The organism is Coleofasciculus sp. C1-SOL-03, assembly GCF_040220555.1.
GTDB lineage: Bacteria > Cyanobacteriota > Cyanobacteriia > Cyanobacteriales > Coleofasciculaceae > Coleofasciculus.
Window position 1 is genome coordinate 74,395 of sequence record NZ_JAVJUO010000039.1, and the last position, 23,993, is coordinate 98,387.

Sequence of the window (23,993 nt, forward strand, 5' to 3'; positions counted from 1 at the left end):
ATGAAAATTCCTCTCGCTTGGTTACAACTGAGTCGCGAAAAAATTCGATTACTGGTCGCGATCGCAGGAATTAGCTTTGCTGATATTTTAATGTTTATGCAGCTTGGCTTCCGCGATGCCTTGTTTGAAAGTAATGTAACCCTACATAACAAGTTAAAAGGTGACATTTTTCTGATTAGCCCTCAGTCTACCGCCACTATCGCCATGAAAAGTTTTCCCCAGCGGCGATTATATCAAGCGTTGGGTTTTGAGGGCGTTCAGTCTATTAGTCCACTCTATATGGATTTTGGGTTATGGAAAAACCCGCAAAATCGAGCAACTCGCGCCATTATGGTTTTGGGGTTTAATCCAGCTAACCCAGTATTAGACCTACCGGATGTTAACCAAAATTTGAATAAAATAAAAATAGAAGATGGGGTGTTATTCGATGATACGTCTCGACCTGAATATGGTTCAATTGCTCAACTCTTTCGTCAAAACGAAGAGGTAACGACAGAAGTAGAAGAACGCCGCATCCGCGTGGTGGGATTATTTAGTCTAGGGGCTTCCTTTGCGGCTGACGGGAATATTGTCACCAGTGACCTCAATTTTTTGCGAATCTTTCCGCGACGAGATAAGGGACTCATTGATATTGGTATCGTTCAATTACAACCCGGAGCAAATCTCCAAAAGGTTTTAACGAACATGAGACAAGAATTTCCGGATGATGTCAAAATTTTATCTAAGCAAGAATTTATTAACTTTGAGAAAAATTACTGGCAAACCAGTACCGCGATCGGGTTTGTGTTTAGCTTGGGAACAGTAATGGGGTTTGTTGTCGGTACAGTGATTGTTTATCAAATTCTTTATACCGATGTTTCCGATCATTTACCTGAATATGCCACACTCAAGGCGATGGGCTATACCCATCGTTATTTATTGATGGTGGTTTTTCAAGAAGCGCTTATTCTGGCAATTTTAGGATATATTCCGGGAATGGTGATTGCGTCTGGATTGTATGGTTTAACAAAAGCCGCAACTCGTTTACCGATGATAATGACGTTAAGCAAAACGATAACGATTCTAATCTTGACAATTATTATGTGTTGTGTATCAGGAGCAATTGCCGTGCGGAAACTGAAAGCGGCTGATCCGGCGGATGTTTTTTAGCGGGTGAATAAGCGCAGTTATTGGTAGGAAAGGGCGGGTTTTGTTGTTCCGTTATTGGTGGATAGCGAAATTTAGTTATTGGTAGGAAAGGGCGGGTTTTGTTGTTCAGTTATTGGTGGATAGCGAAATTTAGTCCCTAAACCCGCCCCTACAAGAGATGTATGAAATTATATTAGAGGGTGAATAAGCGAAGTTATTGGTAGGAAAGGGCGGGTTTTGTTGTTCAGTTATTGGTGGATAGCGAAATTTAGTTCCTAAACCCGCCCCTACAAGAGATGTATGAAATTATATTAGATTTATGATTTATGACTTATCACGTATTACGTCAATCTCCTGTCGTCTCGATAAACAATCTCAATCATTACTTTGGTAAAGGTTCTCTACGGAAACAAATTCTCTTTGATATCAACTTAGAACTATTACCGGGAGAAATTGTCTTAGTGACGGGTCCTTCGGGTTCAGGGAAGACAACCTTATTAACCCTAATTGGCGGCTTACGTTCACCCCAATCGGGTCAAGTTCAGGTTTTAGGACAGGAACTTGTCGGTGCAACAGAAGAAAAACTGGTGCAAGTGCGCCGTCATATTGGTTATATCTTTCAATCTCATAATTTGCTCAAGAGTCTTACGGCTTGCCAAAACGTACAAATGTCAGTGGAACTTCACCCGGATATTTCTCCCGTCGAGGCGGTAGCAAAATCAACAGCACTATTAACCACAGTCGGTTTAGCCAATCATCTTCATAACTACCCCGATAACCTTTCTGGCGGACAAAAACAGCGCGTTGCGATCGCGCGGGCGTTAGTGAGTCGTCCTCAGTTAGTTTTAGCCGACGAACCTACGGCGGCTTTGGATAGTCAATCTGGACGGAATGTCGTGGAATTAATGCAACAGTTAGCAAAGGAACAAGGATGTACCATTCTACTTGTTACCCACGATAATCGGATTTTAGATATTGCGGATCGGATTATTCATATCGAAGATGGACATATTCAAAGACGTCATAAGCATGCCCTCGATGGTCGCGAAGGGTCATAAGCAATAAGTAATATGTTGTAACATGGAGGATTGAGTAGCATCAGTTACTTTGGTTAAGAACGACATTTAGGGTTAAGCAACTTTATCTAATGATTGGTAGATGGTGAATGGGTTTAGTTAATCCGCGCCCGATTTGTTCTTAAGGTCACGTTAACCCCCTCACTGGATTGCTGAAGCACCAGTAAAGGAGTCGGTTTAGCTTTTTGATCCCAGTGAATTGAAACAATTCGTCCTTGAATTGTGGGTTGCCAGCTTTCATCCTCTGGACTGAGAAAGGTTTCGATACAATCAATAATCTGGCTAATCGTGGCTGAGGTGGCTTGAGTCGGTAATTTCGTCAACTTGATTTGAATCCGGAACAGCACTCGCATCGTCCGTTTACCACTGCTTTCCGTCTCGTACTTGACATCAAACAGCTCATCAACTTGCCTCCCCGTGGTACTAGCAATCCCGACCGCGCTTTGAGTCGCCTGATTCGGTCGTAGTGCCACACTGATCATTTGTTTAACCTTGATTTTGATTTGATTCACAATGGCAAAATGGAATACCTCTTCCTCCATCCGCAATCGCAGATAGTCTAAATTGAACTCGCGAGAGTGAACCAAATCCGGATTCGTTTCCATTTTGCGGATCGTGTTGAGCGCTAACTTTAACTTTTTCTGGAGGTCTTTGGTTTTAAACTGCTCAAATTTCAGCTTTTTCGTCATGGCATCCAATTGCATTTTGCCATAGATCAGTAAGCCAATCACCAGTAAGAACAGTCCCAGGGAGACAAACATCCAGGGTGATCTGAACGACTCAGTATCTGGGGGTAAAGGAGAAACAGCCGTGGGTGACGGCTGAGAAACTTGAGCGAATGTAGATTCTCGAGGGATCATCGAACTGGACATAATGCCTGCTGGAAAAAACGTAAGAGTTATTTCTAGAATGCCTTCCAGGGAGTGCATCGACGGCAATCTCATCCTGGTTAAGTCTGCTGGGATAGACCGACAGGGATTTTCTGTCGGTGGAAAACACTGTACCGAGCAGTCAACTCTTGCTAAAGCCTCCTAGGACTCCGCGATGAATGTTAGATGGTTCTGATTTTCGGAGGTTAATCAATTTGCCGCTTCAATTACAGATGCACCCATACAGACTGATTGTGCATGACAGTCTTGGCAAAAAGGTAGCAGCAAACAACGGTGTTCGTGCTAAGTGTTACCCTTAATGACGCCAGCGTGCCCGATAGCTACGGGCATCAATGTGGCATAAATTAGGAAATCGGCGATAGCGACCTAAGCCACCGGGCCACCACGGTTCCAAAGACCAATAAATTTGATTGCCACTTAACCCTTCACACACAAAATCCATGGCATCTCCCACCAGATGCCGACTATACTTGGCACCCCCCACGGCTCGATTAATGTGAGGGGGACGATACCAACTGGTGACGATAAAAGGTCGCCCAATGCGATCGCGTGCCCGTTGTGCCAGTTTCGCAATGCGAATCATAGCATCCACTGTAGCTTGGTTCGGGGGCATCCGTGTACCTCCATGGGTGGCTTCTGCCCAGGTAAAGTTACCATCGGGAATAATTGGGGCTAATAGCTGAATATTGTAGGGTGTCCACCGTTCCGGACGTTTGGGAATGACCACAGGTGTGGGCTTGGGCGGTGCTTCTTGGGCTTGGCGACGGGCTTCATTCATCCGTTTTTGGTCTTCTAGGAGAGATTGCACTGCCTGATTTCGAGTGGGTAAATCTCGCCAAAGTTGGACTAGACGGATTAATGCTTCCCGTTGGTTGTCCTCTTCTTTGTAGTCTTTGGGTATTTTGCCGACAAAGTTAATCAGTTCTCGATCCAGTTCTGCTGCCAGTTTTTGCATCGCGGTGGGATCAGTGGTACTCCCTTGCAGGATGTCTGGATTAATGCCCAGATGACTTAATACCGTGGCGCGGGAGTCGAATTGATTCCAGAGTCGAAAGCCTTCGGTGAGGGCATTGCGTTGGCTACCTTGTCCCTGATAGAACTTCGGTATGCGCTCGACAAAGGCAATTAGCGCCGGATCAATAATATCGAGATCTTCTTCGGGGGAGGCACTTTTTTCCAAAGACGCGATCGCTTCTGCTCGGGTTCGCAGTTGACGCCATAGTTGACTTAGGCGCAGCAATGCCTCTCTTTGATGGGGATAACCGCTATAGTTGGCGGACACCCGTCCCATAAATTGCTTTAGGGGAATATCCAATCGGGATTCATCCTCACGCGCTGATTCCACCTGATCCGTTGGCACTAACGAAGCAATCGCCGCATCCCGCGTATCCAGTTCCCGCCACACTCGCACCCCTTCGAGCAACGCATCCCGTTGATGAGGTAATCCCCTATAATACTCTGGCAGTCGATCCACAAGTGTCAGTAAGGCTTTATCTAGATAGGCAAGGTTTTGAGGCAGGTTTTCGCTGCTAAAGTCGGCGGCTAAATCAGCTAGATAGGCTTGTTTGAGGGACTCAAAGTTACTCGGTTCTAAACGTGCTGTATGGGGTTGACTGGCTGGCGGTACATATCCTCTAGCCACGTTTTGCAGGAACTTGTCACTATAGCGTCCCTGTTCAGACAGCCATAAATCATTTCCCTGTTGTCCCTGAGCAATTAAACTATCAGTCAGCGATCGGATCACATTCGCCGCATATTGCACTTGTTCGGGGAATGTATCCACCTGATCGGGTGATACCCGATTGGCAGGCGAGATGCCTAATCCCGTTTCTCCATCACCCAGGGTGGGAGACGAATGAACCTGATAGAGAGCCGCCAAAATTGGCTTGTGAATCCCCGCTCGTTCGGCGGCTAGAAGATAATAATAATTGCGTTGGTCTGGTGAGAGTATTGTCATGATAAATTTTGATAATTCAAGTTTAGGACTTGCTAACAATATAAATGCAAAGCCACATTAGCAAGGCGTTGATCCGGTGAGAGTATTGCCATGATAAATTTTGATAACCCAAGATATAGCACTCATTAATCTATGGCTTTTTCATCGATGAACTCAGCAATAGCCGCCCATTGCTGGAAAACACTACGTCTGATTGCCACAGATATGGATGGAACGCTAACACGACAGGGTAAATTTAGTCGGGAGTTGCTGCAAGGGTTGGAAACGTTACAAGCCGCCGATATCCCAGTGTTGATTGTTACCGGGCGTTCCGCAGGTTGGGTGAGTGGTTTGGTTCATTATTTACCTGTGCAGGGCGCGATCGCAGAAAATGGTGGTTTATATTATCCCGCCGACAGGGATCAACCTGTCTTTTTATCCACAATTGCTGACATGACCACCCATCGCCAACAGTTAGCACAAACCTATCAACGCCTCAAATCTGAATTTCCCCAGCTTCACGAATCCGCTGACAATTGCTTTCGGATCACCGATTGGACATTTGATAATCGCGATCTCAGCGTGGAGCAACTCGAACACCTTAACGCCCTTTGTATCTCAATGGATTGGGGATTTACCTATAGTTCGGTGCAATGTCACATCAAACCTCGATCTCAGGATAAAGCCACTGGATTAATTCAAGTGTTACGTGATCATTTTCCCCAGTATCAACCGGAACAAGTGCTGACAGTGGGTGATAGCCCTAACGATGCTAGTTTATTTAATCCTCAGTTATTTCCCCTCTCTGTAGGCGTGGCTAATGTTTTGGATTATCGGGATGAACTGGACTATAAACCTGCTTATGTAACCAACGCTACAGAAGGCGATGGATTTTGTGAGTTAGTAGAGTACCTGCATCAATCGTGAGAGGGAGATGGGGGAGATGGGGGAGATGAGGGAGATGGGGGCAAATTGTTTGTGTAGGGGCGGGTTTCACTATTATCTTTTCGGTTACACCCAGATGTAACCAAACCCGCCCCGACTTGCCCATTGCCCATTCCCTGACAAATGACTCTTGACAAATGACATAAGACAAATGACGAATGACATAATAGCAAAGGTGTAGGAGCAAGATTTATGGTGCTGGTTGTCCAAAAATACGGTGGAACCTCGGTGGGATCAGTTGAGCGGATTCAAACTGTCGCCCAACGCCTCTTAAAAACAGTCAAAGCAGGTAACTCCTTAGTCGTTGTTGTATCCGCGATGGGTAAAACGACAGATGGGTTAGTCAAACTGGCTCACGAAATTTCCGCCAATCCCAGCCGTCGGGAAATGGATATGTTACTCTCCACTGGCGAACAAGTCTCCATCGCCCTACTCGCGATGGCGTTGCAGGAAATAGGACAACCTGCGATTTCTCTGACTGGCGCACAGGTGGGTATTGTCACGGAAGCCCAATATAGCCGCGCCCGTATCTTTAATATCCACACCGAACGAATTTCTCGTCATATCAACGAGGGGAAAGTGGTTGTTGTCGCCGGATTCCAAGGAATCAGTAGCCTGACTGAGTTAGAGATTACCACCTTGGGACGCGGTGGATCAGATACCTCAGCCGTGGCGTTAGCCGCATCATTAGGGGCAGATCGCTGTGAGATTTACACAGATGTCCCTGGTATTTTAACCGCTGATCCGCGCTTAGTCCCTGATGCTCAACTCATGGACGAGATTACCTGCGATGAGATGCTGGAATTGGCAAGCTTAGGGGCGAAGGTACTGCATCCCCGTGCGGTGGAAATTGCTCGCAATTACGGGATGCCCTTGGTTGTATTATCTAGTTGGACGGATGATCCGGGGACAAAGGTGATTTCTCCCACGCCACAACCCCGTTCCTTAGAAGGGTTAGAAATTGCTCGCTGTGTTGATGCGGTAGAATTTGATACCGATCAGGCAAAAGTGGCAATGTTGCGGGTTCCCGATCATCCGGGTGTCGCCGCCCAATTATTTGGGGAGATTGCGGGTCAAAATTTAGATGTGGATTTAATTATCCAGTCGATTCACGAGGGGAATACGAATGATATTGCCTTTAGTGTGAGTAAAGGCATTCTCAAACGCGCAGAAGCCGTCGCCGAAGCGATCGCACCTGCGTTTCGGAGTCCCCAAAATCCCCGTGCGGATGAAGCGGAAGTCTTAGTGGAACCGAATATCGCCAAAATTGCGATCGCGGGGGCGGGGATGATTGGACATCCGGGGATTGCGGCGCAAATGTTCACCACCCTAGCCAATGCGGGAATCAATATTCTGATGATTTCCACCTCTGAGGTAAAAGTAAGCTGTGTGATTGATGCGGCTGATTGTAATCGTGCGATCGCGGTTTTGTGTGACCAGTTTAATATTACCAGTTCCCCCGCCCGTTTACCGAATGTAGAGACGTTGCATGCAACGTCTCTACAGTCAAACCCTGTCCGAGGGGTTGCTCTTGACCAGAATCAAGCCCGTTTAGCGATTCGCTATGTTCCTGATCGTCCAGGTATGGCAGCTCGAATATTTAGTATTTTAGCCGAGCAAGCTATTAGCGTGGATATGATTATTCAATCTCAGCGCTGTCGCGTGATTGATGGAATTCCCACACGCGATATTGCCTTCACTGTCGCCCAAGCTGAGGCGGAAAATGCCCAGAAAATTCTCCAAGAGGCAGCCCCTATTTTAGGGTACGGCGAGGTTCTCCTTGATGCCGATATTGCCAAAGTTAGCATTGTTGGTGCAGGAATGATTGGACAACCCGGTGTAGCGGCGCGGATGTTTGCCGCCCTTTCTCAACACCAAATCAATATTCAAATGATTACTACTTCGGAAATAAAAATTAGTTGTGTGGTGAATAAAGAGCAAGGAGTGACAGCATTACAAGCCATTCACCAGGCATTTGGTTTAGCCGGAAATCAGCAAGTTGAAGTTCCCGCCTAGGAGTTATATCAAGTTTGCTGGAATACTAGGTTTTGCCGCGCTGCACTAGCCGATAATTCTTACTAATGATTCTCTTAGTACATCGATATCATAAGCTTGGAGTTGTCCAAGTTTCCTCAAAACCAGGGTTTTCTCAACTGTCGTAACGATCGCTTTAATAATAGAGGGCTTGAGTAACCCGGCTTCTTGCCAGTTTGTTATTGTGACATCCCCAAACATCAGTATCTGCCGACTTTGACTGGTAATTGCCATCACAATCAAGTCAGGATGTTCTTGGTTGTAGGTATCAGAACTAATGATAACGGCTGGACGTTTCTTACTCGTTGTTTGATTGGTAAAAGGAAATGGAACTAGGATAATAACATCTCCAAAATTATAGCTGGTCATATTCAGCATCATCTGGATTATCCCAGACCTTGGCAAATGCCTTTTCCGAAAGTGTAGCGGATTCTCGAACCATCGTCTGATGATGTTCGCTGCGTCTTAGTAAAAAATCGACAAAATCGGCGACTTCTTCAACTTTACCAGGAGGTAAGTCGCGGATTTTTTCAATTAGCCTCTGTTCAAAATAATTGAGGATAACTGTATTATTCATATTTTAATATTGGGTAAGTAGTCGGACAAAAGAAAACGTTACTGTATCAATTTTTGCAAATTTCTCTCAAACCTTACTGTTCCCTGTTCCCTGTTCCCTGTTCCCTGTTCCCTGTTCCCTATCCTCACCACAATACATATTCAGCAACCCCTACTCAAGGTTTTTGATCTAAACGAATCGCCCGTTCCAACGCCGTTTTTTCCCTTGCCCGACGAACATAAGGTTCTAATTGTTTCACATCTAAACCGCTTAAAATACTCAAATCCTCCACATTCATCCCTCTCATTAACAGTTCCACACACCAGGTTTGTCGCGCTTGCTCAATTGAGGGAGATGGCGTTTCCAACTCAGCAGTAAAGTTACGCCATGCAGCTCTTAATTCTGACACCGACATCCGTTCCAAGGCTTCATTAACAAACATGGGTGAGCGATCATCTTTACGACTTTTGAGCCATTGGTTTAAGGGATTGCGGGTGTATGAACCATAGCGCTTGCCCATAATCCACTGATTCACAGGGACTTGGCGCACGTTACCTTGAGTCACTTGTAACAAATGTCTATGGGTATCACTAATTTGGTGCGATCGCTCTAAGGCAATAATTTCTTCTACCCGCAATCCTGCACCAAAGAGGACATAGGCGAGAGCATAATCCCGTAAGCCGCTTTTTTTGGCTTGTTGCAAAATGGCATGAACTAAGGATGCGGGTAAATCGGCTACCGTCTCAGAGGAAGTCACCTGAGAAGGCGCATTCGGTGAAGAATCGGGGACAGGCTGGCGCACTATCTCCCCTGTATCGCCGCTTCCTGGCTCTTCCTCCGCCTCTTCCCGTCTCTGTGCCTCTTCCCGTCTCTGTAGCTCTCCGTCTGCAAAAGCTCCGTGTAAGATAAGTTCGAGCAAACTTTGCAAAAACTCCTCCTGATTCTGCCAAAGCCTGTGGAACTCGCTGGTTAGTTCAATCACCAAATACCCAAATAACATCCCATTAACCAAACTGGCTAATTTTTCCGCTGATAAACGTAAATGTAAGCGATCGCGTTGAATCACGGTGGTAAGATAATCAGCGAAGTCCAGGTTAGCTTGGGTAACCCCTTCTCCTAACGCCTGACGATGCTCAACCGTATATTTTCCTGACTCCCCAACCACAGAGCGGAGTAACTCGGGCATTTGCGTCAGAGCTTGAAGGCGATCGCGTCCATAGTTGATCAGCGCCTGCTCAAACGTGGTTGTCTGATCAACTTGGGATCTGAGGGATTCACCCAGACGGGTAAACACCCCAGAGTCTTCGATCACGGCTAAGAGCAATCCTTGTTTGTTACCAAACTGACGGAACAGTGTGACTTCATTAACCTGGGCTAATTCCGCAATCTGACGTGTAGTCGTCTCCGTAACCCCCTGAGCGGTAAACAACTCAAGCGCTGCTTGAATCAAACGCGCTCGTGTTGCAGAACTGGTACGAGACATAGTTTAAGAATGTAAGTAATACTTGCATTTTGATGGAACAGTGGTTAAGCTGATGGTAGAAGTGTAAGTAACACTTGCACCTCAATTCCTACTGTAACGATTCTCAATGACTAATCATTCAATCTCAGCGCCTCCTCAAAGTCGCACTAACTTACCCTTCCATTGGCCCAGTCTGCTATTTTTTGGCGCGATTCACGTCTTGGCACTGCTGGCGCCCTGGTTTTTTTCATGGTCAGCCTTGGGAGTAATGATATTTCTCCATTGGCTCTTTGGCAGTATTGGCATTTGTTTATCGTATCATCGGCTTTTGACCCATCGGAGTTTTCAAGTGCCTAAGTGGTTAGAATATATCCTGACCACCATTGGGGCTTTAGCTCTCCAAGGGGGACCAATCTTCTGGGTAGCAGCACACCGTCAGCATCATGCTCACCCCGATGATGCCAACAAAGACCCTTACTCAGCACGACATGGGTTTTGGTGGAGTCACATGCTTTGGCTGTTCTATCACAAACCCGAATTTTTTGATTACGAAGTTTATCAGAAATACGCTCCTGATATGGCAAGAGATGCCTATTATCGCTGGTTAGATCGTTACTTCTTATTGTTACAACTTCCCCTGGGTTTATTGCTTTACGTAGTCGGAGGATGGCAATTTGTATTCTGGGGTGTCTTTGTCCGAGCTGTCGTACTGTGGCACAGCACCTGGTTAATTAATTCTGCCACTCATCTGCGCGGTTATCAGACTTATGAAGTTAATGATGGTTCTCGCAATCTCTGGTGGGCAGCTATCTTAACCTACGGAGAAGGTTGGCACAACAATCACCACGCTCAGCCCAATGTTGCTCCGGCTGGACGTAAATGGTGGGAAATCGATATGACATGGTGGGCAATTCAACTACTACAAGGAGTAGGTTTAGCTAAGAAAGTTGTCCTACCTCCTAAAAAGGCAGCCTAGTCAAACGCTTGGGCAGTTTAAACCTATGCCCTTGAGGGTCGCGAAGGGTCAAAAGTTTGTTTTCATCAGATTTTTTGAAGAGTTAGCCAATGTAGGTATTGTTCTACTTTAGATTATTAATTTGAAGATAGCCTGATGCTAACTCAATTAATAATTGAACTTAGTATTTATGAGTTACATTGAACCGCATGACTTGACAAACGTAGGTTATGCGGTTGTTTTGTAAGTCAGAGGAGTTTCTTGGTAATAGAAAAGTAGGGGCAGGTTTCATTAACGGCTTATTCAACCATCCTTCCTTTTAGGACAATAGAAAAAAATGAAAAAGTATTCTCCACTGACAATTATTTCTTATCTAATCGGTCCGACGCTGATTATCTTTAGCCATATCGGATCATTACTTGTTTTAATCACGGGTTTATCGTGGGGCGCTTGCTTATGGATCATATTTTTATATGTCATCCGTATGCTGGCAACAACCGGCATCTACCATCGACTACTCACTCACAAAAGCTATCAAGCTCCGGCTCCAGTTCTATGGGTGGGAAGTATTGTGGCGGCGGCGGCGGGGCAGATGGGTCCAAGTTGGTGGAAAGCACACCATATAGCCCATCATAAACATGTTGATCAAGAACTCGATCCCCATTCCCCCTGTACACCCGTTCAAGGGATCGGAGGATTTTATTGGTCTCAAGGAGGTTGGCTATTATCTCCCCGCTTTTTTCCTGACAAGCTACCTGCCGATGTTGAGAGTGATCCTGTTTTAAAGGTGATTGATCGTTTGCACTTTATCCCTCTAGTAGCACTGGGAGTGATTTCTTATCTTATCGGTGGTGTTGAATATCTGGGTGCATTTTTTCTCAGCACAACCCTGCTGTTTCATGGCGTGCAAACCGTCAACTCCCTTTGCCATATTGTCGGGGAACAACCTTTTATCACTGATGATCTCAGTCGCAATAATAAGTTAGTAGCATTTCTAACTCTGGGTGAAGGCTGGCATAATCTCCATCATGCCTTTCAGTCATCCAGTCGCCAGGGGATAACCATTCGTTCTGGACAGGTTGTCTATCTTCCAGATCCCACGTTTAGCTTCATTAAAATGCTTGAGTTCTTCAAGTTAGCGTCAAAGCTTAAAGTGCCTACTGAAACCAAGCTGCTGGCGTGTGCCAAGGTTCTAAGCGTTCAATCGTCAGAGTTGCCAGCCGTCGTAACGACATCAGTGGATTTAGAATAACCTTGAGTTGACTTCTCCTTGGTATAAATAACCAAGGATTCTAAAAGGATACTTCGAGACGGGTTAACCCTTCGACTTACATTGTCTTACATTGTTTTGTTTTGGGGAAACTTCACTCTAATTCCACGTATTCGGCTAAGTTTTCAATTTGGGGATCAGGAAAGCGATAAAGTAAACGCCATAGCACTGTATAACTCCCATCTAAACGTTGGTGAACAGGTTGAAAAGCCACAATAACATCGCTGCTTGGTGTCTTGAGAATTTCGGGTAAATAGCGGCGCTGCGATCGTGAAATTGGTTCTCCTTCCAGTACAGCTTCAGGTAACTGGAATTGGATTAATCTGACTAAATAGGTATTATTTAATCCTACCTCTGAACCTATAGCCGCAGGTGGGCTTAAAGGCGGGACAAAGCCGATACCATCTTTACCTGTAAAAAAGCGCCGTTGGTCTATTTGTAAAGCTTCTACTTCATTGGGTGGACGATAGTTCAGAAATAAATCCCGTTGTTCGGGTGTCAGGGTGTGAATTGTTTGGAGATTAGTGTCGAGTTCGTCTAAAGAAACATCACCCAAATTGACGATAAAGCCATAATCTAGCCCCTGCAAAGGAATGGTGAAGTTCCCATTTTCAATCTCCAGCGCCAAGCTAGGAACGGAATCCGTCGCCGATTCAACCCCAGTCGTTAAGGGAAAGGGTTGGGGGAGAGGAGATTGCAGGCGGTTTCGCAGCTTATTGGGATCAGGTTGATAGCTTTCGGCGAGAAAGATACGAGCAATTCCGGTGTTGGGTTGGTCAAGAAAGTCGGCATATCGCTGGGGTTCTAAGGGCAAAAGACCCAAAGTACTCTGAGTTGGAATTACCGTGTAAACACCAGGATCAACTATACGAGCCGAGTCGGGAAATGCTGGTAATGTGAGTAATAGTTGTTCCCGTGCGGCTAAAAGGGTTTGGGTCACCGCTTCTGGAGGCGCGATCGCAGGTTGTCGCGGCTGTCTCTGATAGTCTGTAAGGGGACGCTTTGTTGGCATACCCAAAACAGGCGGTTCCGGTTCGGGGAAGTCGGGTACAGGTGCAAATTCAGGACGAAGTGGTGTGGCTAAATTCAACCGCAAGCCTGGACGTTGATCCTCTAATGGTATGGTACTCGGTGCAGCTAACCCAGCTAGCATCGGTAACCGCATATCCAACAGATCAACCATTGGTTCCAGCTTCTGGGTAGATACATAAAGATTACAATACACCTGTCGCTGGGGTAAGGTTAACGGTGCAGGAACATCGGGATCAGGCGTTCCGTTATTACAGAGAAACTGGGGAATTCGATACTGACTATTTAAGAAGCGTTCTACTTTGCCGAGATGTAAGAAAAGTTGCGATCGCGTCGCTTCTACTTGATATACATTAGGACTGTAGTATGCTCGCTCAATCCGATTAATCAAATTTAGTTGTTCTTGAACCAGTCCTTCGGCTGGACGCCAAAATCCTTGGGTAAAGCTAGATTGTGCTGTTGTCTCTTGAGCATTTACCGTTGAGGGCGAAAGTAGCGGGAACGATAGGGATAAGGATAGTAACACCAATAAAGATGAGTAGTGCATAAACTGTAGGGGGCTATTGCTTTGCGCCCGATTTAACGGTAGAATCCATTCCACCATTTTAGCTGTGTCACGTTAGTAGTGGTTCGGCACACCTTCTTTGATGAATTAGAATTACGCCCGGAAACTGTAGGGGCGCAAAGACTTGCGCCCGATTCAATGGTCAAATCTATTCCACAATTTTAGCTGTGTCAAGCCAGTAGTGGTTCGGCACACCTTCTTTGAGCAATTAACCATTAGCCTGGAAACTGTAGGGGCGCATGGCGTGCGCCCGATTCAATCGTCACATCTAATCCACCATTTAAGCTGTGTCAATCCAGTAGGGTAACAAGCGTCGGAATAAGCATCAGTATCTACAGATATTCTTCATTCTCTAATGGCATAATCGGGTACTTGATTAGTAGTGGACTTTAGACGAATCCGATCCGGCACAGCGAGCGATCGCACTTCTTTTGATAACCACGATTCACGATATAAGCTGTTTGGCATTTAAACCCTAATGTCAATAATGACGAAATCCTTGTAGTGCGAGCATCTTGCTCGCTACCCATTCCCAATTTAAATGCGTGACAGCTTACCAATTTACTCTTTCTTTCTGCTTAGCTACTGACATTTCCTTAGCTTGACTCAATCCCGTTTCGGCTTGATTTGTCAAGCTCTGATAACTTAAACTATTCTTTCCCCCAGGATGGTTTAATTTTTTAAATTCGAGTCTCGTCTCAACAAAACGTCATAATTGCTCGTTTTTTACCTCGTTTTGGGAAAAAGCTACGAATTTTCAAGGGTTGCGGTGACTGTGAGAAACTTGTGCGATTTTCAGGTATACTATCTATGGTGGGTTTTTTATGGGCAAAAATAATTTTGATACAGCTAAACCCCTTGAATCTTCGTAAGACTTTGTATAATTGACGATTTTCGTCTCACTGCCAACCTCCCCCTTGGACGCATGTATTTTGTTAAAGTTATAATAAAAATTATTACTAAGTCTTGACAAAAACACAGAGTACACAGAGTGAATGGCACTTTCTAGAAGATTAAATAGTCAAGCACACAGATTGACACAGACAATTAAATAATTCCCCCACCAGCTAATCATTTTTTTATCCTTTGCTCCCCCAGCTCCCCCATCTCCCCCAGCTTCACCGCATTGCCCGCCGCACTAGGGCGACGGACAACTTGGAGCAACCGGAACAAATCCCGGTTCTTTGACCATCGCTTGACCCTTACCCGTTAATATCAAATTAGTATACGCTCTCCCAGCTTGTTCTTGGGCATTATTCTCACCGGGAAAATCTTTAATCATCACAAATAAGTTTCGAGTTAAAGGATACTCTCCACTTTTGAAGGCGGCTAAATTAACCTGATTGCGCTGCTGGGGACAAGACTCCAGGGGAACTAAATCACCCTGATAGGGAGCAATCGCCGTCTTTCCTGGAAGTCCCAACGGTAAGGGGCGAATCCCACATTGAGAGACAATTTCCGGTGCTGAGGCGTAGTAAATTCCACCTAGCTCATTACTGACTTTACCGATTCCCGTGGTTGTCGAATCAACGAATTGGACAATTTGGGTATTAAACGGTTGTCCTGCTAAAACCGCATCGGTAAAAAATCGCACGGTTCCGCCTTCGGGTGCGCGGGAGTAGGGAGTAATCGGTAAATCCGGACCTCCCACTTGTTGCCAGTTGCTAATTTTCCCGGTATAAATATCTTTAAGCTGAGTTAGGGTTAGGTTAGGAACATTTAGTTGCGGATTTACCCCGACTGCGATCGCGTCAATTGCCACTGGTTCCTGAATCAGTTCATAGCCTTGCTGTCTCGCCTCGGCTAAATCTTTTTTTCGCAGATGGGTAGAGGATAAACTGAAGGCAAAATAGCCTCCCAATACCTGTTCAATTCCCTCCACTGAACCACTATACTTCGGTGGATTGAGTTGAAAATCTTGCAAGGCTGTCTTGATCTGTTCGTGAAAGGGTTGAGCAAGAGGAACCCACGTTGTACTTCCCCCATAGTTAAACAGTTGTCCTTGGGGAATATTAATCATGAATGGTATCCGATTATCGTTCAATGAACAGATAGGGCGTTTCCACCATAACCAACCGCTGATGGCTGAGATACAAATAGCGCCGCCCAAAACTCCGATACCGATTCGTTTACCGATTGGCTTTTTCCCTGGGGGTGAAACCTGGAAGGCTTTATCCGCAGTCGCCGACTGTTCCGGAGAAATCGGTTGGGGTAATGTCTGTTTATCTTCAGGTAAAATTGGCGGTTCAACCGTCTCCCCTGATGCGGATTTAACCTCAGGCTTTTTCTTTGCCAAAAAATCGTCCCACTTCACGGGTAAAACAGTAGGATTTTGGCAAATCACAGGTAATAGACTTGCACCCGGAAACCTTCGCTCAATATCCGATAAATCATGTAGCTTTTCCCGTGCTTCTCGGACTGAAGTATATAATGATTTGCCACTGGAAAACGATTCCAGAAAATATCTCAAAAATTCCTGAGCAAACTTATCCGGTACAGGTTCCCGCATCACAATCATTTGCGGGATATTCAGCCGCTGTAACTCATTGGCTAATCCTAAACCATCACAGGAATTAAAAATCGCCAGTTGTAACCCTTTCTTAATCGCTCGTTTTAGGGTATTTTTCAACTCACTAATGGCTAGCCTTTCAGTTTGGTTTATATAAATATAACCGCAATCACCATCTCCTTGGCTATAACTATGTCCCGCAAAGAAAAGAATATCCCACTCTTCACTCCACAGGGTTTCAAATTCTTGACGTTGCGGTTCAACCAGAAAGCGGACATCCGCCTGGGGTAAACCTTCGAGTAACCCTCTGTCTCTGGCAATATTAATTCCCTGGCTATTGCCTAAAATCGCCAAAATTCTAACTTGATTTTTCGGTTTAACCGGATTTCCGACATCATGTTCTGTCGGACTAATCGCCACAGCCGCATTGGAAAACTCATCAAAAAAGTCCCACGTATCCCAGGGTAACTTCCGCAAATTGTGTTCACTGGTGCGGATAATGACGCGAATTTCTTCCTCTTCGTCTAACTCTCTGAGTAATTGCTCTTTGACACGGCGAAACTCCTCAGCACTCAGCCAATGATTGAGACTACCTTTTAGGGTTTCAAATAAGACTTGACATTCGTCAGCAGAGACAGGGGGAAGAAGTTCGGTTTCTTCCTCTAGAATAACTGGACGCCTGAACGCTGTTTCTAAGCGGCGATAGGTTGTTTTCCAATTATCATAGTTGGCAGAAACCTGTAAATTAGCGGGTAAACGACCACCTGTCCGGATTTGACGATGCGGAGAACGCTCATCACCAATTTCGAGGGTAATCTGAAACCCTTGGCTAAAATTCCCATGTTCTAGATTAAGTTTAACGACCTTACCCATAGTTATGTTCTGGCTTTCCTCAGTTTAAATTATAAAATCCTCCGTTACGCTCTCCTCACCCAGCACCACTTTAACGGTAAATTGTTCCTCAGCTTGATCAATAAACTGAAAGGGTTTAGTTTGAATAGAATGGTCAGCGTTTCCGGCTTGCGTGTCTAGAAAAGGTTCTCCGGTTTCATCCAGTACCATTAACTTAATGCCTTCGGGTAACGGGGTGTTACTCGCTAAGGAACGAACTTTAACCCGGATACGAACATTTTGTTCATTATCTTGATTCAGGTCAAGTATCAGTGCTAGACTTTGGTCTTTCAGTTGGATTATCTTTCCCCGCTTCACCGTCGCCGGGTTGACACTTCTGAATGCAAGACTAACCTCTGGTGTACCCAGTAACGCTTCCACCGTTTGCCAACCCTCTGCCACAATATTATCAAACCATTGATTTAACTGAACCAGAGGTTTAGGTTCACGTTTGGGTTGAAGGCACTTGAGCAAATCATCCAAAGATTGGAACTGGTTAAGAGATAACTCCTCCGTAGTCACAGTTTGAGTAAAACCCAGTAACGTTGCTTCGGTGAGAGATTCATTCATTCCGACGGCAACATAACCAATCCTATCTTCCCAAACTTCCGCTGGAATGTAAACAAAGTTTGTATCCGAGAACACAGGACGGCACTCAAGTTTTACCCATTGCCCTTGCCATTTAACCTTTAAGTCGGCAATATTGGCTAACGACTGGATTAATGGGTCCCAGCTATCACTTCCAGTTAAGTCTGTCTCTATTCCTTGGCGCTTGAGGTAGTCGTTAACTGCATACACGGCTAAGGTATTCAGATAAACCTGCTGCGCGTTGACAAAATTAAAGGGAGTGGATTGATGTTGACGAAATTGTTTGGCGTTTTGATGGACTTGCCAACCTAGCTTAACTTTAGACATCGCGGGTTTATTGATATGAATCATCACGTTTTCTCCTGTTTATCGGTGTCGCCGTAATCTAATAAGTGGGTTGTTGAAAATAAACCGAACACTCCACCCGTTCTGTAAATCGTACTCAAATCATTACAAATGACCAATGACCAATGACCAATGACGAACTTAGGCACAGTCTTGGACATACTGTCTAATTTTTGGGGCAAAGCGTTGAATACAACGCCAATAGAAACTACTTAGGGTGGTTACGGGTATTCCCAAGTCTTGAGAAATCTCTTTCCAGCTTTTCCCCTGAATGCGTTTCGCTAAAAATATGGCTTGGAAGCTGGCGTTGGGATTTTTCTTGATCACCTCCTGTTTGAAAATTTTATCGGGATCATGTTCTATGTACTGCATAATTATTTCAAATGTCGTGGGAACATCTTGAGTTTCGCCTATAGTCTCTATTTCCTCAATAGCAATTGGTTTATCTTGGGTAATCTGGTAAGAGGCTCGGATGTCTCTTAATGTTCTATCCAATCTAAAGTTAACCCAATTCATAAATACTCCATTCCCTCGTTCCGGGTCATATAAGTCAATTTTTTGGAAAACATAAAGCAATGTTCGATTGACAGCATCATCATAAATTACGTTATAAAAATCACGAGAAAGTTCACCTCGGCGAGGACGGATCAGTCTCCGGGATAGTTGAATCGCATTAATGAGTTCAGTTAAGAGATATTGGCGTTGCTGTGTCTGGGCTGACTGTTGTTTCGCTTCTAGGGCTAGCTGTTTCAGACGGTTGTCAGTGAGTATGTCTTGAAAGGCTTCCCGCATCCGTAGATTTGCCCATTGTCTTAGGGGTTCATTTTCAGGATTGTAGCGGTCAATCTCCGAATACAGACTACCCAAAAGTTGCTGGCGTGCGGCTTGGTAAATGTCTTGACAAGCACGGGATAGGGGTTGATCTTTGAGTGGACGGCATATTGGGCGCGATCGCAGGATTCGATCAACCAGTTTGGTTAGGGTTTGCCTTCGCTCTATACTTCCTGGGACAGTTTGTTTGACCTTAAGAAGTAAATTAAGTAACTCAGTCTTTTGAGATGTATTAGACATCCATTAATCTCCAGATTTAAATACGTCCGATTAATTCCTGTATCCATTATTTTGATTTTTCCATAATCATTCATTGTCAAGACTCATAATAGTCAAATAAAACTCAACGCTTGAGGTATTGTTTCTTAGCTAAGTGGAGCTACTTAAATTACTGAATCAAAGCACTAGCGGTTGCGGTTAATCATCGCTTCCGTATTTTCAATAGCTTTTGTCGCATAGCCATCTCCTGGTCTTTCATTTAAGGCTCTTTTAAAATTAATTAAAGCCGTCTGATAATCTCCCTGGTCGAAAGCCGCATAACCAATTAGCATAGATTGAGTATAGTCGGGTTTAGCAGTAGGGGATGAAGTCGTATTCGGTGTAGGAGATACAGAGGGAGTTGAAGATGGAGATACAGCTACCTCAGGAGTAGGAGAACTAGCGGGCGTTTGTATTGGAGATAACTCTTGTTCTGTATCTATAGATACATCCGATTCTGGCATTTCTACGAAAATGTCATCCTCCGATAGAGGAATTGTACTATTGGAAATCAAGTTAAAGGCAGAGAGTCCGCCAAAAAGCATTCCTAATCCCGTCAACGGTAAACTGGCAAGCTGTAGGAAGAAAGAACGCCTGACTGATTGATTACTCCATTTCATAATAATAAAGACTAAACCAGCGAAAGGAATGAATAAACAAGCCAATCCCCAACCCCAGTGATCCATAAATGCGAGAATTAGCGTCCAAAACCCGCCAATGATTGCCAAGATAAAACCGAGGAAAAATAAAGCAATTCCAAGTAATAAGTTCATCAGATAACCTCTTTAACTAGGCTGTTCACAAAGCCGAATGATTCCCAGTGTCCATGTCAGATGTCGGACGCGACAGAACCACTCTGCGAATCACAACAGCTTAACCGTTCACTGGATCACTCTGGCTGAAGGAGAAGATTTTACGCAATCGGTCAGTTTTTATTACAAAACTTTATGTTAATGACTGGATGTAGGCAAATGACTAGGGTAGGACTTACGCAATTTGAGGATTCAAACCCTACATATAGACACTGGGCGTAAGTCCTGTAGGGGTTTCAATGTCGGCTGGGACAGTTGGTTATGTGGATATTCATAAGTTTTGTTAACTATTTAGATTTCCGGCAAAGAAACGTCTATACTCCTCAACTAGACATCGATGTCCTAACCTTACGGCTACATAAGTAAGGTTAAATTCAGGTTAATTTTTGAGGACTTACGCCCGAAAGCGGAAACCTCCCAGATACAGTGTTTCGTTGAATCAGTTTTGACTTACATTAAGCGTGAAGGAGTCAGTCCCGTATATGACCGTTCAGTTTTTGTAAAGTTTTGTCAAAAAAATTGTTCATTCGCGTAAAATTCGCTGCTTAATCCAGAGTAACCCAGTGAAGGTTCACGAGTTGCAGCGAATCGACTGGAGTGAAATAGCCACTCGATCGGATTTTCTAAGGAATTTTGTTTAAGGAATAAGAACGATGTCAGTTAATGATTTGTTTGATAAATCCGACAACATTGAACTCAATGATTCAGTAGACATAGAAGACGAGAGTACTGATCAAGTAGCCGTTGCGCCCAAGCGAGAGATGGAGTCACCTGAGTTCCAAGCCTTAGTGCAAGAACTCTCTAGCACCATGGGTGTAGAAGGAATAACCTACGCCCCCAATGAGGTGATTGTTAAACTTAACCCGTCGATTGCGTCAACGAATCAAATTAACGCTCTGCAAACCAGCCTTGACGCCAAGGTGAAAGAGTCCACTCAAACGATGGGCATTCAACTTTGGGAAATCCAAGGGATGAGCGTTGCTGAAGCCATCGCTCTTTATGGGGACGATCCCGCCATTGAATATATCGAACCCAACTATATCGGTTCTATCAATACAACTACTCCCAATGACCCCGAATACAACCGACTTTGGGGACTCAACAATACCGGACAAACAGGTGGCACTCCTGACGCGGATATTGATGCTCCCGAAGCCTGGGATATTGAAACCGGAAACAACGTAGTCGTTGGGGTAATTGATACCGGGGTGGACTATAACCATCCCGATCTCAATGACAATATGTGGACAAATCCGGGAGAAATTGCCGGAAATGGGATTGATGATGATAATAACGGCTACGTCGATGATGTCTACGGTTGGGACTTTGCCAATGATGATAACGACCCATTTGACGACAACAGTCACGGCACTCACGTAGCTGGGACAATCGCTGCGGAAGGAAATAACGGTATTGGTGTGACGGGTGTCAGTTGGTCGGCTGATATCATGGCGCTCAAGTTCCTAGGATCTTCGGGTTCGGGTTCCTACTTCGATGCGATTCAAGCGATAGAATATGCCACGATGATGGGAGCTGACTTGACCAACAATAGCTGGCGTGGCTATAGCTTTTCCCAGGGGTTGCGTGATGCGATCGCGATGGCGGGTAATGCAGGACAATTGTTTGTTGCTGCATCAGGTAATGAAAATAACAACAACGATACAAGACCAGCTTACCCTGCTAGCTATAACCTAGATAACATTATTTCTGTCGCCTCCACCGACGATGATGATCGACGGTCGGGTTTTTCTAATTTCGGATCAACCTCTGTAGATTTGGGCGCACCAGGCTCCTCCGTATACAGCACGATTCCTGGGGGTGGATACGGTTTCAAGAGTGGGACTTCCATGGCAACCCCCCACGTAGCAGGCGTTGCTAGTTTGGTTTGGTCTGACGACCCGACATTAACAGCCCAACAGGTCAAGGATCGCATTTTGGCAACGGTTGATCCAATTTCCGACTTGCAAGGAATAACCGTTTCAGGGGGGCGGCTCAATGCCTACAGTGCGCTGACTGGCTCTACCCCTCCTCCAGTTGTTCCTGTAATCTTTGATGACTTTGACCCAGACGTTGACAATAGCCAATGGTCTAATATCACTAAGTGATGACTCTTTCGCTCAAGTTAACTTACCCTTCAACTTCTCTTTCTTCGGAGAAGATAAAAATACGGTCAAGATTTCCTCAAATGGATACCTGGGTTTTGGCTCTGAAGCCCGTGATTTTAGTAATGATCCCATTCTCAATCCCAATCAACCCAATGATTTCATTGCGCCCTTCTGGGATGATTTAAATCCCGGTCGGGGAGGTGCGGTTTATTACTACCACGATCAAGTTGAGGATCAATTCATTGTTCAGTATCAGGATGTTCCTCGTTTTTCTACTGGTGGTTCCCTGACATTTCAGGCGATCCTAGACTCAGATGGCAGCATTCTCTATCAATATGATGAAATGAATGCCACCTTAACCAGTGCCACGATTGGCATCGAAAATGCTGATGCTTCTGAAGGGGTACAAGTGGCGTACAACCAGAGCTATGTCCACGACGACTTAGCTGTCAGTATTGTACCTACGCCCGGTACTCCCCAACCTCAGAGGGTGGTGTTGCGTCCTGGTGATACAGTCACGAACATCGACTTTGGCAACCAAAAAATTCCTCCTACTCCGATTTTTGGCACCCGTGGCGATGATATTCTCACCATTACTGACAGCCCAGTCATCGTTTTTGCCCTGGCTGGGGACGATGAGGTGGATGGTTCAGGAAGCATTGGTGGTAATCAGTTCTACGGCGGTAAAGGTGATGATACACTGACTGGCAACAGCTACGACCAATTATTTGGTGAAGCTGGCGATGATCGTCTGGATGTATCCAATGGTGCGGGAAATAACCTGCTCGATGGTGGAAAAGGCGACGATGAACTGTTAGCTAACCTCAACGATCAGTTGTTTGGCGGCAAAGGTCATGATACCCTGGATGCTTCCAGTGGTGGCGGCAATAATCTGCTTGATGGAGGCAAAGGTGACGATGTTCTGTTAGCTGGCTCCAATGACCACCTATTAGGCGGTAAGGGTGAAGATATCCTCAATGCCATTAATGGTGGCGGGAACAATCTGCTCGATGGCGGTAAAGGTGACGACAACCTCTTCGCTGGCTCGAATGACCAACTCTTGGGCGGTAAAGGTGATGATATCCTTAACGCTTCCGTTGGTACAGGAAATAACAGCCTCGATGGAGGCAAAGGTGATGATAATCTCTTAGCTGGCTTCAATGACCAATTGTCTGGTGGCGATGGCGATGATATTCTTAATGCCTCGTTTGGTTCGGGCAATAATAGTCTTGATGGCGGCGATGGTGATGATATCCTCATTGCTGGCTTCAATGACCAACTCTCAGGCGGCGACGGCGATGATCTATTGTTCGGTGGTTATGGTGGTAGCACCATGACGGGTGGCAATGGTGATGAGCAGTTCTGGATTGTCAATGGCTTTGTTCCCAGTGCAGCTCACACGATTACCGACTTTGAAGTAGAGATTGACCGGATTGGCATTCGTGGTTTGGGTATCACGTTCCAACAGCTCGACCTGATTCAAGATGGGAATGATACTCGCATCAGTGTCTTCAATACAGACTTAGCTATCTTGAGTGGGATTCAAGCGAGTGCCCTCAACAGTAGTGATTTTATCCTCGCCTAGCCTAGTTAATTGGGCGGTTAAAACCGCAGCTACACAAACGAAACCCGCCTGCGCGGGTTTCCACAGGTTGAGATAAAATCCGGTGACATCCTCCTACACCAAATCGAAGATTATGGAGTAGGCTTCCTACCTCACAATAGGACATTCCTAGTTACAACTCTGACGAGTTTTTCGCCACTTATCTAGAGCAGCCCCATGACTTACTCCCCGACAGACCGACTGC

At 45.3% G+C, this 23,993-nt stretch carries 19 protein-coding genes; 8 read left to right on the forward strand and 11 right to left on the reverse strand.

The window, feature by feature from the left end:
• Both devC and RIE73_RS06300 read left to right on the forward strand, forming a co-directional pair.
• Positions 1-1,149: an ABC transporter permease DevC gene (devC, locus tag RIE73_RS06295; RefSeq protein ID WP_446400375.1), complete on the forward strand. Its 1,149-nt coding sequence runs from the start codon at positions 1-3 to the stop codon at positions 1,147-1,149.
• Between the two features lie 305 nt (positions 1,150-1,454).
• Positions 1,455-2,186: a DevA family ABC transporter ATP-binding protein gene (locus RIE73_RS06300; protein ID WP_446400376.1), complete on the forward strand. Its 732-nt coding sequence runs from the start codon at positions 1,455-1,457 to the stop codon at positions 2,184-2,186.
• Between the two features lie 113 nt (positions 2,187-2,299).
• Here RIE73_RS06300 and RIE73_RS06305 read toward each other — a convergent pair whose 3' ends face one another.
• Positions 2,300-3,076: a hypothetical protein gene (locus RIE73_RS06305; RefSeq protein ID WP_446400396.1), complete on the reverse strand. Its 777-nt coding sequence runs from the start codon at positions 3,074-3,076 to the stop codon at positions 2,300-2,302.
• Between the two features lie 313 nt (positions 3,077-3,389).
• Positions 3,390-5,051: a D-Ala-D-Ala carboxypeptidase family metallohydrolase gene (locus RIE73_RS06310; RefSeq protein ID WP_446400377.1), complete on the reverse strand. Its 1,662-nt coding sequence runs from the start codon at positions 5,049-5,051 to the stop codon at positions 3,390-3,392.
• A gap of 147 nt (positions 5,052-5,198) precedes the next feature.
• On the opposite strand from RIE73_RS06310, the gene RIE73_RS06315 reads away from it, so the two are divergent.
• Together RIE73_RS06315 and RIE73_RS06320 are read left to right on the forward strand one after the other, a co-directional pair.
• Positions 5,199-5,957: an HAD-IIB family hydrolase gene (locus RIE73_RS06315; protein ID WP_446400378.1), complete on the forward strand. Its 759-nt coding sequence runs from the start codon at positions 5,199-5,201 to the stop codon at positions 5,955-5,957.
• A gap of 210 nt (positions 5,958-6,167) precedes the next feature.
• Positions 6,168-7,991: an aspartate kinase gene (locus RIE73_RS06320; protein ID WP_446400379.1), complete on the forward strand. Its 1,824-nt coding sequence runs from the start codon at positions 6,168-6,170 to the stop codon at positions 7,989-7,991.
• Positions 7,992-8,036: 45 nt separating this feature from the next.
• Here the strand turns inward: RIE73_RS06320 and RIE73_RS06325 are convergent, their stop codons facing one another.
• The 3 genes from RIE73_RS06325 to RIE73_RS06335 form a co-directional block, all read right to left on the reverse strand.
• A complete protein-coding gene (locus RIE73_RS06325; protein WP_446400380.1) occupies positions 8,037-8,378 on the reverse strand; it encodes a type II toxin-antitoxin system PemK/MazF family toxin in 342 nt (113 codons plus the stop codon).
• Positions 8,365-8,586, reverse strand: coding sequence for a DUF2281 domain-containing protein (locus tag RIE73_RS06330; protein ID WP_446400381.1), 222 nt, complete (start codon positions 8,584-8,586; stop codon positions 8,365-8,367). The genes RIE73_RS06325 and RIE73_RS06330 overlap by 14 nt, the downstream gene beginning before the upstream one ends.
• Positions 8,587-8,740: 154 nt before the next feature.
• Complete coding sequence (locus tag RIE73_RS06335; protein WP_446400382.1) at positions 8,741-10,048, reverse strand: TetR family transcriptional regulator; 1,308 nt, start codon at positions 10,046-10,048, stop codon at positions 8,741-8,743.
• A 106-nt stretch (positions 10,049-10,154) separates the two neighbouring features.
• Here RIE73_RS06335 and RIE73_RS06340 point away from each other — a divergent pair, with 106 nt between their 5' ends.
• Complete coding sequence (locus RIE73_RS06340; RefSeq protein WP_446400383.1) at positions 10,155-11,003, forward strand: acyl-CoA desaturase; 849 nt, start codon at positions 10,155-10,157, stop codon at positions 11,001-11,003.
• A gap of 316 nt (positions 11,004-11,319) precedes the next feature.
• Complete coding sequence (locus RIE73_RS06345) at positions 11,320-12,234, forward strand: acyl-CoA desaturase (RefSeq protein WP_446400384.1); 915 nt, start codon at positions 11,320-11,322, stop codon at positions 12,232-12,234.
• Between the two features lie 112 nt (positions 12,235-12,346).
• Here RIE73_RS06345 and RIE73_RS06350 read toward each other — a convergent pair whose 3' ends face one another.
• From RIE73_RS06350 to RIE73_RS06375, 6 genes are all read right to left on the reverse strand, one after another.
• Complete coding sequence (locus RIE73_RS06350; RefSeq protein WP_446400385.1) at positions 12,347-13,885, reverse strand: hypothetical protein; 1,539 nt, start codon at positions 13,883-13,885, stop codon at positions 12,347-12,349.
• A 306-nt stretch (positions 13,886-14,191) separates the two neighbouring features.
• Positions 14,192-14,314 carry a hypothetical protein gene (locus tag RIE73_RS06355; RefSeq protein ID WP_446400386.1) on the reverse strand — a complete coding sequence of 41 codons (123 nt, stop codon included), beginning with the start codon at positions 14,312-14,314 and terminating at the stop codon, positions 14,192-14,194.
• Positions 14,315-14,984: 670 nt separating this feature from the next.
• Positions 14,985-17,228, reverse strand: coding sequence for a substrate-binding domain-containing protein (locus RIE73_RS06360; RefSeq protein ID WP_446400387.1), 2,244 nt, complete (start codon positions 17,226-17,228; stop codon positions 14,985-14,987).
• A 24-nt stretch (positions 17,229-17,252) separates the two neighbouring features.
• The gene (locus RIE73_RS06365) at positions 17,253-18,185 is read right to left on the reverse strand and encodes a DUF1822 family protein (RefSeq protein WP_446400388.1); all 933 of its coding nucleotides are present in this window, start codon (positions 18,183-18,185) and stop codon (positions 17,253-17,255) included.
• 135 nt (positions 18,186-18,320) lie between these two features.
• Positions 18,321-19,250, reverse strand: coding sequence for a hypothetical protein (locus RIE73_RS06370; protein ID WP_446400389.1), 930 nt, complete (start codon positions 19,248-19,250; stop codon positions 18,321-18,323).
• A gap of 164 nt (positions 19,251-19,414) precedes the next feature.
• Entirely contained in the window at positions 19,415-20,041 is a 627-nt protein-coding gene (locus RIE73_RS06375; protein WP_446400390.1) for a hypothetical protein, read from the reverse strand.
• Between the two features lie 692 nt (positions 20,042-20,733).
• Between RIE73_RS06375 and RIE73_RS06380 the strand changes: the two genes are divergently transcribed.
• Together RIE73_RS06380 and RIE73_RS06385 are read left to right on the forward strand one after the other, a co-directional pair.
• Positions 20,734-22,185 (forward strand): S8 family peptidase, encoded by a 1,452-nt coding sequence (locus tag RIE73_RS06380; protein WP_446400391.1) that lies wholly within the window; start codon positions 20,734-20,736, stop codon positions 22,183-22,185.
• On the forward strand, positions 22,133-23,770 hold the full coding sequence (locus RIE73_RS06385) for a calcium-binding protein (protein ID WP_446400392.1): 1,638 nt from the start codon (positions 22,133-22,135) through the stop codon (positions 23,768-23,770). The genes RIE73_RS06380 and RIE73_RS06385 overlap by 53 nt, the downstream gene beginning before the upstream one ends.
• Positions 23,771-23,993 lie beyond the last annotated feature (223 nt).

What these genes read in the sequence shown, in the direction of transcription:
- RIE73_RS06320 (WP_446400379.1), top strand. Translation starts at nt 6,168, where the DNA reads ATGGTGCTGGTTGTCCAAAAATACGGTGGAACCTCGGTGGGATCAGTT.
- RIE73_RS06340 (WP_446400383.1), top strand. Translation starts at nt 10,155, where the DNA reads ATGACTAATCATTCAATCTCAGCGCCTCCTCAAAGTCGCACTAACTTA.
- RIE73_RS06305 (WP_446400396.1), bottom strand. Translation starts at nt 3,076, where the DNA reads ATGTCCAGTTCGATGATCCCTCGAGAATCTACATTCGCTCAAGTTTCT.
- RIE73_RS06335 (WP_446400382.1), bottom strand. Translation starts at nt 10,048, where the DNA reads ATGTCTCGTACCAGTTCTGCAACACGAGCGCGTTTGATTCAAGCAGCG.
- devC (WP_446400375.1), top strand. Translation starts at nt 1, where the DNA reads ATGAAAATTCCTCTCGCTTGGTTACAACTGAGTCGCGAAAAAATTCGA.
- RIE73_RS06300 (WP_446400376.1), top strand. Translation starts at nt 1,455, where the DNA reads ATGACTTATCACGTATTACGTCAATCTCCTGTCGTCTCGATAAACAAT.
- RIE73_RS06385 (WP_446400392.1), top strand. Translation starts at nt 22,133, where the DNA reads ATGACTTTGACCCAGACGTTGACAATAGCCAATGGTCTAATATCACTA.
- RIE73_RS06380 (WP_446400391.1), top strand. Translation starts at nt 20,734, where the DNA reads ATGTCAGTTAATGATTTGTTTGATAAATCCGACAACATTGAACTCAAT.
- RIE73_RS06370 (WP_446400389.1), bottom strand. Translation starts at nt 19,250, where the DNA reads ATGTCTAATACATCTCAAAAGACTGAGTTACTTAATTTACTTCTTAAG.
- RIE73_RS06325 (WP_446400380.1), bottom strand. Translation starts at nt 8,378, where the DNA reads ATGACCAGCTATAATTTTGGAGATGTTATTATCCTAGTTCCATTTCCT.
- RIE73_RS06315 (WP_446400378.1), top strand. Translation starts at nt 5,199, where the DNA reads ATGAACTCAGCAATAGCCGCCCATTGCTGGAAAACACTACGTCTGATT.
- RIE73_RS06355 (WP_446400386.1), bottom strand. Translation starts at nt 14,314, where the DNA reads ATGCCAAACAGCTTATATCGTGAATCGTGGTTATCAAAAGAAGTGCGA.
- RIE73_RS06375 (WP_446400390.1), bottom strand. Translation starts at nt 20,041, where the DNA reads ATGAACTTATTACTTGGAATTGCTTTATTTTTCCTCGGTTTTATCTTG.
- RIE73_RS06365 (WP_446400388.1), bottom strand. Translation starts at nt 18,185, where the DNA reads ATGATTCATATCAATAAACCCGCGATGTCTAAAGTTAAGCTAGGTTGG.
- RIE73_RS06345 (WP_446400384.1), top strand. Translation starts at nt 11,320, where the DNA reads ATGAAAAAGTATTCTCCACTGACAATTATTTCTTATCTAATCGGTCCG.
- RIE73_RS06330 (WP_446400381.1), bottom strand. Translation starts at nt 8,586, where the DNA reads ATGAATAATACAGTTATCCTCAATTATTTTGAACAGAGGCTAATTGAA.
- RIE73_RS06350 (WP_446400385.1), bottom strand. Translation starts at nt 13,885, where the DNA reads ATGGTGGAATGGATTCTACCGTTAAATCGGGCGCAAAGCAATAGCCCC.
- RIE73_RS06310 (WP_446400377.1), bottom strand. Translation starts at nt 5,051, where the DNA reads ATGACAATACTCTCACCAGACCAACGCAATTATTATTATCTTCTAGCC.
- RIE73_RS06360 (WP_446400387.1), bottom strand. Translation starts at nt 17,228, where the DNA reads ATGGGTAAGGTCGTTAAACTTAATCTAGAACATGGGAATTTTAGCCAA.